This window comes from Telmatobacter sp. DSM 110680, assembly GCF_039994875.1.
In the GTDB taxonomy this organism is placed as follows: Bacteria; Acidobacteriota; Terriglobia; order Terriglobales; family Acidobacteriaceae; genus Telmatobacter.
Window position 1 is genome coordinate 3,301,659 of the sequence record NZ_CP121196.1, and the last position, 10,967, is coordinate 3,312,625.

Sequence of the window (10,967 nt, forward strand, 5' to 3'; positions counted from 1 at the left end):
AAACAATGAGTTCAATTGTCGTTGTCGGCGGTGGTGGCCATGCCAAAGTCGTGATCAGTATTCTGCGGAAGCTGAACCGTTACCGCATTATCGGATATAGCGATTTGAAGGATAATGGGACATTACTGGGAGCGCCTTATCTCGGGACGGATGAGGCGCTTAGCCCATCGGCTCTGAACCAAACGGAGTGTGAGGCGGTATTGGCGGTCGGCCAGGTTGGCTTTGGAACTTCGCGGTGTGAACTCTGGATGCGATTGAGATCGCTTTCGTTATCCTTTCCCTTTATTGTCTCTCCTGACGCCATCGTGAACGAGGGAGTCAAAGTTGATGGGGGCGTAACGGTGATGGACGGAGCGATCGTCAACAGTGGGGCAACGATTGGCTACGGCGCGATCGTGAATACTCACAGCATCATCGAACACGATGTCATTCTTGCAGATTGGGTGCACGTCGCCCCCGGAGCTACAGTTTGTGGCGGGGTCAAGGTGGGACGCTATTCCATGATTGGGGCGGGAGCCACTGTGATTGAAGGATTAGCCATCGCTGAACATTGTCTGGTCGGCGCAGGATCTACCGTCGTTGAAGATATCACGGAGCCGGGCGTCTATGTGGGTAGCCCCGCCCGGCGAATTAGATAGGAACCTCATGAAGCACGTGTTCGTCATCGCCGAAGCTGGAGTCAATCACAATGGATCGTTGGATCTCGCATTGCAACTTCTCGATGCCGCGAAGGCTTGCGGAGCAGATGCAGTAAAGTTCCAGACTTTCCGGGCTGAATTGCTGGCAACTCGTTCGGCGCGGAAGGCACCCTATCAGGACCGCACGACATCGACTTCGGAATCACAGTTTGAAATGTTGCAACGCCTCCAATTGGGCGCCGACGACCATCGTACTTTAATCCAACATTGTCGAGAGATTGGCATCCAATTTCTGTCGAGCCCGTTTGATACCGAGAGTGCCGACTTGCTCGATGAATTGGGTGTCCCGCTCTACAAAGTGCCGTCCGGTGAGATTACCAACCTACCATTCCTTCGTCACTTGGCGCACAAGAAGAAGCCATTGATAGTGTCTACGGGCATGTCCACTCTTGGCGAGGTTGAAGAGGCTGTTCAGGTTCTTCAGGACGAAGCAGCGAATCGAATCACGCTTCTGCATTGTGTGACCGAGTATCCAGCACCCTTTGATGAGGTCAACCTCCGTGCGATGTTGACACTCAAGGCAGCATTTGGTCTTCCCGTTGGCTACTCAGATCACACGGCGGGCATAGAAGTTGCGGTAGCTGCTGTTGCTCTGGGCGCGGAGGTTATTGAAAAGCATCTCACGATGGACCGTTCGCTTTCTGGCCCTGACCATCATGCATCCCTCGAGCCGAATGAATTCGAAAAGATGGTTGCAGCAATCCGCCACGTTGAGTCTGCTCTTGGCACTGGTATTAAGAGTCCCGCCCCTTGCGAACTTCAGAACCTTCCAGTTGCGCGCAAGAGCGTTGTCTCTTCTCGGGCCCTTCGGGTTGGGCACCGAATTGTAAGAGACGACCTGGAAATCAAACGGCCAGGTAACGGTTTGGCTCCCAAATTTCTGCCGGCTTTGATTGGGCTTACATTACGCACAAGCGTCGACCGAGACGAGGTGTTGACGTGGAATCATTTCGCTTGAGGCGGATTAACGCATTTGTGGTAACAGCAACCCTACCTGGCTTTGTGGGTTGAAGTTGAACGGTCGCTGAAGGAACCCCGTGCTCTGCGACATCGTTGCAATTTGGAGGCGCTTATGTCAGATAACAACCAGAGAGGAAGTTTGAGGCCGCTCAACATTTACCTGGGCGACCTTACCTATACCACTCTTTCCCTTGCCACCGACGCATTCCCCCTCAACATAGGATTTATTGCGGCCTACGCGCAGAAAATCTTTGGCGGTGAAATCAATTTAAAACTCTTCAAGTACATTGACGACCTGGATCAAGCCATCAATGAGCGGCCCCCTGACATCCTGGGTTTGACGAACTATCCGTGGAATTTCCATGTGGGACAGGAGATGTTCAGGATGACGCGGGCAGTTTCGCCGGCGACAATCTGCGTAATGGGGGGGCCAAATATTCCTCTTGAGGATGAAGATCGCACCCAGTTCATTAAACGCAACTCCTTGATCGATTTTTACGCGTACCTTGAAGGGGAGGAGGCTTTTGCAGAACTCGTGAAGCGCGCGATGGAAACTGGCGTCGACCGCGCAAAGATGAAAGAGACTCCAATCGATGGATTTGTTCACAGGTTGAGTGATACAGAGGTTATGAAGGGCGCAATGCTGACTCGTCGTCGAATCCTCGATGAGATTCCGTCGCCGTACCTCACTGGATTTATGGACAAGTTCTTCGACGGCAAACTCGCTCCGATGCTGGAGACAAATCGTGGATGTCCATTTTCATGTACTTTCTGTCACGAAGGCAACCAACTCATCTCGAAGGTTAACTTTTTCAGTGTAGATCGCATCAAGGACGAACTGGACTACATTGCCGCCGCAGTGCGAAAAGCTCCGATCTTAACCTCGCATTTGATGTTCGCTGATCCAAACTTTGCAATGTATGAGCGAGACTACGAGATCGTTGAACACATTGAAGGCATCCAGCAAAAGCAAAACTGGCCCCGCTCGATTTTCGCCTCAACCGGCAAGAATAAGAAAGAGCGTATTGCCAAGGCTCTTCGGAAGCTGAATGGCACTCTGTCAATGTGGATGTCTGTGCAATCCATGGATCCGGTTGTGCTCCATGAGATTCAGCGCGATAACATCAGCACCTCGGAGATGATCGCATTAGCAGGCGTATATCAAGAGCTGGGTCTGCCGACGTTTTCGGAACTCATACTTGGTCTGCCTGGAGATTCGTACGAGCGTCATGTAAAGTCGATTTCTCAAGTTGTAGAGGCCGGGATTAACGTCGTGGAGGTTTATTCATGCATGTTGCTGAATGGAACCAAACTCGTCACAGCATTCAGCAGGGCAACTCACAACATCGGCTCCCATTTCAGAATTCTGCCACGTGATTTCGGTAAGCTGCAGAACGGGCGCATCGCTGTCGAAATCGAAGAAGTTATTACCTCGACCAATACACTATCGTTTCAGGACTACCAGGATGCCAGAAAGCTGCATTTGATGGTCGCAGTTGTGTATAACGGTGGCGGACTTAGCCCTTTGCTGAGGTTTATGCGGCAAAATAAGGTCCCAATCATCGGTTTGCTTCAAAGGTTAGTAACGAATATCAGGGAGGCGCCGGCTTCAGTTCAGGCAGTCTTCGATTCGTTTGTACGACTAACCAAGGATGAACTCTGGGAGTCTGAAGAGTCACTCCGTGCGTATATTTATGCAGAAAACAACTACGAGAAACTACTCACGGGTGAGATCGGTATCAATCTGATTCAGGTCCACACAGCCATGAGCCTCGCGGTGATCGACGAGTGGGTGGAGTACATTTTCCAAACTGCGGAAGCAATGTTTGGCGAAGAGGTCCGTGCTCATGTCGGTGAGGCTGAAATCCTCGACGATATCAGAGTTTTCTGTGAAGGACGGGTTCACAACATTTTCGGCGACGATCGTAACGAGGACTGTCCCAGCGTGGAACTGCATTATGACATCGCAAGGTGGATGCGAAGCCCGCTCGCAACACCGCTTTCCGAATTCAAGTTCAAGAGTGCTGTTAGAGTCGATTTTGGATTCTCAGACGCCAAAAAAGAAGAGATGGCGGCGCAGATTAAGCGATACGGTACAACGGCTACAGGGATAGGGAGGATTTTGATACAAATGGGCCGCGACCGCATCTGGCGTGAGCCGTCGTCGCTACCCGCGGTGAGTCGATCCAACGAATTACAGAGCAGTGTTCAAACAGCCATTCAACGCGCCAACGTGCTAGTGGAGCCCTCGTAAGCGGGTGGAAGCTTGGCACATTTCCGCGCGCCATCTTTGAAGCGCCGTATAAGGAATAGTTGACGTGACAAGGCGTAAGATCTGTGTGGTCACCACGAGCCGGGCAGACTTCGGGCTGCTTCAGAAGTTGATGCAGTGCATTGATGCTGATCGGGCGCTCGAGCTTCAGGTGATTGCATCAGGTATGCATTTGGCTGCGAAGTTTGGGCGGACTGTGCGAGAGATTGAGGCTGCAGGTATTAAGGTTGACCGGAAGATCAAACTAAGTCTCATTGGCGGATCAGCTCTAGCCAACGCAAAATCCATTGGAGTGGGCATCCCTCGCTTCGGAGACGCTTTCACGGAGTTGCGACCTGCGATTGTCGTTTTGCTTGGGGACCGATTTGAGATATTGGCACCCGCGACCGCCGCCCTCATGCTTCAGATTCCAATTGCGCATATCCATGGCGGTGAACGCAGTGAGGGTGCGATCGACGAGTCCATTCGCCATGCGATTACGAAGATGGCGGCACTCCATTTTGCCGCGACCGAGACATACCGGCGTCGAATCATTCAAATGGGAGAATCGCCCAAACAGGTTTTTAACTTTGGCGCTCCGGGACTCGATCAGCTGTACGACTGTGGCTTGCTGACCCGGGTACAACTTGAAGAAGAGCTTGGACTAAGTCTCCAGGAGCCAGTTGCACTTGTCACCTATCATCCCGTGACTCGAAATTCTGAAAGCACTGAGGTACAAATTAAGTCTCTGGTTGGCGCCATAAGGGCCAGCGGTCTGAAAGCAGTATTCACCATGGCTAACGCAGACGCACAGGGGTCTTTAATTAACATTCGCTTGCAGGCCGCATGCGCGCAGAATCCAGAACGCTTCAAATGGATACCTCACCTGGGGCATCGCCGCTATCTGAGTTGCCTTAAGCACTTCACACTCATGGTGGGGAACTCCTCAAGCGGCTTGATCGAAGCTCCTTCCTTCCGACTGCCTGTTGTGAATATAGGCGAGAGACAGAGAGGGCGGGTTCGATCTCCAAATGTCATTGATGTCCGATGCAGTCAGGCGGCGATTCAACATGGAATTAAGCGGGCGACCTCCCCACGCTTTCGCCATTTGTTGCGCGGAATGCGTAATCCATATGACCGCTTCCATGATGGGCTTGCGAGCGAGAGGATCAAGGACATTCTAAAATCGGTTGAAGTATCAGGCGACTTATTAACAAAGCGATTCTACGATTTGCCGCGAAAATGATTGTAGACAAGCCAACCAGCAGGCAGTTGTTTGAAAGTGCCGGAAACATGCGAGACGATACTCATGAATGAAGAGATTAAGCCGTTTTTAGTCCCTCAGACGCACACCATCCGGCAGGCAATGGAGAAGTTAGAGAAGAACGAGGAAAAGATTGCCTTTGTCGTCGATGAGGAATCAAGGCTTGTAGGTTCACTGACAGATGGTGACATCCGCCGGTGGATTCTCTCGGACGGTGATTTAAAGGCGCAGGTAATTCGAGTATGTAATCGCGAACCCCGCGTGGCCGAGGAGGGTTTTGGAGTTGAACAGGTTCGCGCTGAAATGCTAAATGGCAATTTCGGATGCGTTCCTGTTGTGAATTCTGAGCGCGAGATTGTGCGGCTCGTATTTTGGAAAGATCTTTTTCATGGCGAAGTCGCAACGAAACCGAAGAAACGTCTCGATTTGCCGGTTGTCATCATGGCCGGCGGCCTCGGGACTCGCTTAGCGCCCTTCACCAACGTCCTACCAAAGCCTCTCATCCCTGTAGGCGACCGAACTGTGATCGAAGTGATTATTGACCAGTTTGTCGCCTACGGATTAGCTCGGTTTCACCTTTCGATTAACTACAAGGCGAAGATTCTCAAATCCTTTTTTGAGGAGTTGGCCCCAACCTACTCAGTAGTATTCTTGGAAGAGAAGGAACCACGTGGGACGGCTGGTGGCCTCAGAGCGCTGTATAAGGCAACTCCAGAGAACTTGATTGTCACGAATTGCGACATCGTTATTCAGACGGATCTGGCAGAGCTGGTATCCTTTCATGTTGACAATAACTACGACCTGACTCTCGTTGCCTCTCTCAAGGAGTATCGCATTCCATACGGAATTTGCGAGTTGGGTAAACACGGCAGTTTGGCTCGCATTACTGAGAAGCCACAGTACAGCTTCCTTGTGAATACGGGTATGTATGTCGTACGGCGCGACCGGCTAAATCTAATTCCGGAAGAAACTCGGTGCGATATGACCGATTTCATTGAAGAAATACAGAAGTCTGGTGGAAGCATTGGAGTTTTTCCTATCAGCGAAAACGCCTGGGTCGACACCGGGGAATGGGTCGAATACCGCAAGGCGGTCGACAGTCTTGGCAGACTGGGCTCCCGAGGTTCCGCAGAGTGATCAAGCAAGCCAGGTACATCTCATGTTGAACGGAAAGCGTGTCATCGCGGTCATTCCCGCACGAGGGGGAAGCAAGTCGGTCCCCGGAAAGAACATCCGACCGCTCGCGGGCACCCCGTTGATTGCCTGGTCGATAGTGATCGCGAAGCAGGTTCAAGAGATCGACCGCGTAATAGTCTCCACTGACGATGACAAGATCGCTGATGTCAGCCGCCAATTCGCCGCTGAAGTGTATCCTCGCCCAGTCGAGTTGGCGACGGATGATGCCCTTGTAATCGACGCGCTCAAAGATCTGGTTTGTACGCTTAAGGCAGAGCAGGAGTCTGCGGAGGTTCTTGTAATCCTCGAGCCAACCTGCCCTTTTCGGTCTGTTGCAGACGTGAGGGAGTGCTTGAGCTTTTTTTCAACTGATGAGTATGATTGCGCCGCTACCTTCTGCACCGCCGAGTTGAATCCGCATAGGGCGTGGAGGATCAACGGACGAAGGCCTGAGGTGTTCATTCCAGGGGCAATACCCTGGCTTCCACGGCAGCAGTTGCCAGAGGCATATCAATTGAATGGCGCCGTTTACGCGGTACGAATTGCAGGGTTGATGGTCTCATCGCAGTCGATCCTATTCGGTCGAATTGGGGCAGTCAAAATGCCGCGGGAACGATCCATCGACATTAACGATCCCATCGATTTTCTTTTAGCCGAACAATTTGCTGTGGAAAGATCTCATGCGTAGAGTGCTTCTAATAACGGGTGCAAGCAGCGGAGTAGGTCTTTCACTTGCCAAGCACCTCAGTAATAGGTATGAAGTTGTTGCGGTCGCCAGGCGCGAAGAACGCATGCAGGAGGAGTTGGGAAAGCTGCGTGTAACCCTCCGGCAAACCGATTTGAGCGACCCCGTGCAAGTGTCGTCGCTTGTGGATTGGTTGAACTCCGAGTACGGGCATATTCCCTATGTCATCAATAACGCTGGAGTGAACATGCGTAGCCCAGTCGACGTCCTTGATGCCGACCAGCTGAACCGTAGCATGATGGTCAACGCGCTTGCTCCGTTCGCGATACTTCATGGGCTTTTGCCCGGAATGAAAACGAACAATTTCGGTAGAGTCATCAATATCACCTCCGGCGCTCCCCTGAATTGCTTCCCGGAATATAGTGCCTACAGCGCGTCGAAAGCAGCGTTAAACGCCATCACTGTCACCTGCGCAAAAGAATGCGCCGAGCTCAACATCCGCATAAATCTGATGAGTCCTGGGCCAGTACGAACAGAAATGGCGCCAAACGCCACAATGGATCCGTCGGCATGCCATCCGACGGTCGACTATCTCCTCGGGTTAGGGGAACACGGACCAACCGGGCGATTTTTCTGGCTCGGATATGAGATACCGCTCTTTCCAAATCTTGAAGGCATTGACTGGATGGGTGGCAAAGCGGACTCCCGATTCAAGAACGTGCTTGAGGCACCCGAATGAAGCGAATCGCGATCATTGGTTGCAGTGAAGGAAACGGACATCCCTTCTCTTATAGTTCGATCATCAACGGATATTCCGACGAAAACTTGGCCAACTCGGGATGGCCTGGAATATATGAGTATGTTCGCCGGCGCGATCCTTCAGAGTTTGGAATAGATGGGATAAAGATCACCCACGCATGGACTCAGCACCGCGAGGTCACCGAAAAACTCTGCAAGGCTTGTCGTATCCCCGACATGGTCGATCATCCGCAAGAACTGATCGGTAAGGTTGATGCGGTAATTATTGCGCGCGATGACTACGAGACGCACTTCGAATTGGCGATACCCTTGCTGAGAGCAGGCTTGTACGTTTTTGTCGACAAGCCTCTGAGTCTTGAAGCCTCCGAACTGCGAGCGTTCAGGCCGTATCTCGAAAAAGGTCAGTTGATGTCCTGCTCTGGTATGCGATACGCGCGCGAACTAGATGAGCCGCGCGCAGATTTAGCCGCATACGGACGAGTAAAATTGATTAGAGGTGCTATCGTCCTCTCCTGGGAGAAATACGGTGTTCATTTGCTTGACGCCGCATTGGGCGTTACGCCCGCACATCCTGTTTCTGTGAGGATGCTGCCATCGGATCACGCCTCTGCAGCCGTGCGTCTGGATGACGGCGCCCTGATTCAGATTGATGCTTTGGGCGAAAGTGCACGGACATTTCATTTGGAGATATTTGGTTCGCAGCGCAACGGAACGTTTGATATTACAGACAATTTTTCGATGTTTCGTAGAATGCTATGGCATTTCAGTGAGTCCATTCGCACAGACCAGCCGGCGATCGAGCCTGAAAGGACCCTGGAAATCATGCGCGTTTTGATTGCTGGTCAAATCGCCCAAAAAGAAAACAGGGAAGTATTTATCAATGAACTCTCGTTATAGGAATCTCTTTGAGTTGAATGGCAAGACCGCCGTAGTTACAGGCGCGGTCGGCATACTTGGCCAAAGGTTTTGCCGGGGCCTCGCAGAGTTTGGCGCGCAGGTCGCTGTGGTTGATCTGGAACTGGATCGTTGTGCGGCCTTCGCGGATGAACTTGAGCGTGATTACGGCACCCATGCACTCGGAGTGGCTTGTGATGTGTCGCATCCAGAATCTGTCGCGAACATGGTTAGTCAAGTTGTGAAGCGCTTTGGAACAATCGACGTCTTGCACAATAATGCCGCTTCCAAGTCCGCTGATCTTGACGCTTTCTTCGCCACTACCGAGGAATATTCACTTCAAGAATGGCGAAGAATCATGTCAGTCAATATTGATGGCATGTTCCTAGTAGCACAAGCAGTTGGCGGCCAGATGCAGAAACAGGGAACAGGGGGCAGCATCATACAAACCGCTTCAATTTATGGTCTTCTTTCATCGGACAAACGAATCTACGAGGGCTCGCACTACCTTGGACGTCAGATCAGCAATCCGGCCGTGTATTCAACATCCAAGGCCGCAGTCGTTGGTCTAACGCGGTACCTTGCAGGAAACTGGGGTGATAAAGGGATTCGGGTCAACGCACTCGTCCCGGGAGGCGTAGAGAGCGGGCAAAACGACACGTTCAAGTCCCGTTATTCTGCCCGCATTCCGTTGGCGCGCATGGCCCAACCAGACGAAATGGTCGGTGCACTTGTCTATCTGGCGTCTGACGCATCAAGTTACGTCACCGGGCACTGTCTCGTTGTCGACGGGGGCCTTAGCGCTTGGTAAATGGTTGGCTAAGCCGCCCGAATCAGAAACGTATTTGAGTCTTAGCAAAGCCTCCACGATAGAAAATACTTAGATTACTTCTGCGGGCTCGTTGGTCAATTCTTACTGGCTAGTTACCCTGGTCATCTTCATTTTTCTGATTTTATCCCGTTATATAAGGCCCTGAGGAAATCGGGGCGTCAGGAGAACCATATTCCAATCGTGGGCATGGATACCTACAATAAAAGCTTCACTTTTGACCGGAGCAAGGATTGGAGTAAACCGATAACCTCGGTGCGTTTTCTTGCGGCCGTTTATATCATCGCGTTTCATTGGATTCGTCTAATGCCGATCCGAGAGCTCAGTGGATTCGGCTTTCGTTTTGCTGCGGCTCTTGGAGGAGTAGGTTTCTTCTATTTTCTTTCCGGCTTTGTCCTTGCCTGGGTCTATCTACGTCCGTCGCAGCCAATTGACAAGAGAAGGTTTTTCGTGGCGCGATTTGCGCGGGTCTATCCTGTGTTCTTGTTGACACTTGTTGCCGATTTACCGTGGTTCTTTGCTTCCCACGTAGCCACTTTAGGTTATCAAGCTGCACTTGCCAAAACTGGCTCTACGTTCGCCGCTAGCCTGTTGTTGCTCCAAGCGTGGTATTCGGGCTTTTGGGGAATGGATACTCCAAATTGGTCTCTGTCAGCGGAAGCGTTTTTCTATGTGCTGTTTCCTTTTCTTGGAGTTTGGATCTGGTCGCTCCGGTCCAAATGGACCTGGGTTTCCATCTTTCTGGTTTACATTGGCGGCCAAACTTTGGTCGTACTTGTATTGGCTGCGGCGATAGCCCATCATGCTTCGTCTCTTGGCTTGGAGTCTCTCCTTTATCTTCCGCCATTGCACGTTTCAACTTTCATTCTCGGAATTCTAATGGCCAGGTTACAAGTGTCATCAATTGAAAGGTACGGCACCGGCCCGCTTGCGCCATGGGCGATTTATTCTGCCCTAGGCGCGGGGCTTGCAATCTGTTTCGGGGTTGCGCATTTCACTTCAGATAAGTTTGATAATTCTATGCAAGGCAGCATATTGCTGCGTGACGGAAGCATGGCCCCGCTTTTTTGTGTAATTGTGTGGGCACTTTCAAGTGGGAGCACGGTTGTTTCACGATTGTTGAGCGTCAAGTGGCTGGTATTCCTCGGCAATTGCAGCTTTGGTCTATATCTGATTCACCTGCCGATCCTGCATGTTCTCGGTCCGGCAATGCAGCCGTTACTGTGGGGTCGGTCTCATAGCGAGTTTTGGCTTTTCTACATCCTTCTATTCCTTCTTTATCTAGCGTTGTGTATTCCAGTCTCCATTGCGAGTTTCTATTGGGTTGAAACTCCTGCGCGCCGATGGATCTCAGTACGATTCAACGCCAGGCGCAGCGAATCTTTGGAAGCTGGTTTCCCAGTTGGAGCCTCAGCCGAGTCGAAGATCGTTCAGGGTCTTAAGGCTTAAAG

10 protein-coding genes are annotated in these 10,967 nt (G+C 51.5%); all 10 read left to right on the forward strand.

Annotated features, from left to right (window positions below; genetic code table 11):
• The first annotated feature begins 5 nt into the window (after positions 1–5).
• On the forward strand, positions 6–638 hold the full coding sequence (locus P8935_RS13625) for an acetyltransferase (RefSeq protein ID WP_348260843.1): 633 nt from the start codon (positions 6–8) through the stop codon (positions 636–638).
• A gap of 7 nt (positions 639–645) precedes the next feature.
• Positions 646–1,656 (forward strand): N-acetylneuraminate synthase, encoded by a 1,011-nt coding sequence (gene neuB / locus P8935_RS13630; RefSeq protein WP_348260844.1) that lies wholly within the window; start codon positions 646–648, stop codon positions 1,654–1,656.
• Positions 1,657–1,770: 114 nt separating this feature from the next.
• Complete coding sequence (locus tag P8935_RS13635) at positions 1,771–3,912, forward strand: radical SAM protein (protein WP_348260845.1); 2,142 nt, start codon at positions 1,771–1,773, stop codon at positions 3,910–3,912.
• A 64-nt stretch (positions 3,913–3,976) separates the two neighbouring features.
• Positions 3,977–5,155 (forward strand): UDP-N-acetylglucosamine 2-epimerase, encoded by a 1,179-nt coding sequence (gene neuC, locus P8935_RS13640; protein ID WP_348260846.1) that lies wholly within the window; start codon positions 3,977–3,979, stop codon positions 5,153–5,155.
• A gap of 63 nt (positions 5,156–5,218) precedes the next feature.
• Positions 5,219–6,310: a sugar phosphate nucleotidyltransferase gene (locus P8935_RS13645; RefSeq protein WP_348260847.1), complete on the forward strand. Its 1,092-nt coding sequence runs from the start codon at positions 5,219–5,221 to the stop codon at positions 6,308–6,310.
• Positions 6,311–6,332: 22 nt separating this feature from the next.
• Positions 6,333–7,037, forward strand: coding sequence for an acylneuraminate cytidylyltransferase family protein (locus P8935_RS13650; protein WP_348260848.1), 705 nt, complete (start codon positions 6,333–6,335; stop codon positions 7,035–7,037).
• Positions 7,030–7,773: an SDR family oxidoreductase gene (locus P8935_RS13655; protein ID WP_348260850.1), complete on the forward strand. Its 744-nt coding sequence runs from the start codon at positions 7,030–7,032 to the stop codon at positions 7,771–7,773. The genes P8935_RS13650 and P8935_RS13655 overlap by 8 nt, the downstream gene beginning before the upstream one ends.
• The gene (locus P8935_RS13660) at positions 7,770–8,690 is read left to right on the forward strand and encodes a Gfo/Idh/MocA family oxidoreductase (protein ID WP_348260851.1); all 921 of its coding nucleotides are present in this window, start codon (positions 7,770–7,772) and stop codon (positions 8,688–8,690) included. The genes P8935_RS13655 and P8935_RS13660 overlap by 4 nt, the downstream gene beginning before the upstream one ends.
• Positions 8,674–9,498 carry an SDR family oxidoreductase gene (locus P8935_RS13665; protein ID WP_348260852.1) on the forward strand — a complete coding sequence of 275 codons (825 nt, stop codon included), beginning with the start codon at positions 8,674–8,676 and terminating at the stop codon, positions 9,496–9,498. The genes P8935_RS13660 and P8935_RS13665 overlap by 17 nt, the downstream gene beginning before the upstream one ends.
• A 207-nt stretch (positions 9,499–9,705) precedes the next feature.
• Positions 9,706–10,965, forward strand: a complete 1,260-nt coding sequence (locus P8935_RS13670) for an acyltransferase (protein ID WP_348265335.1) — start codon at positions 9,706–9,708, stop codon at positions 10,963–10,965.
• The last annotated feature ends 2 nt before the right edge of the window (positions 10,966–10,967 follow it).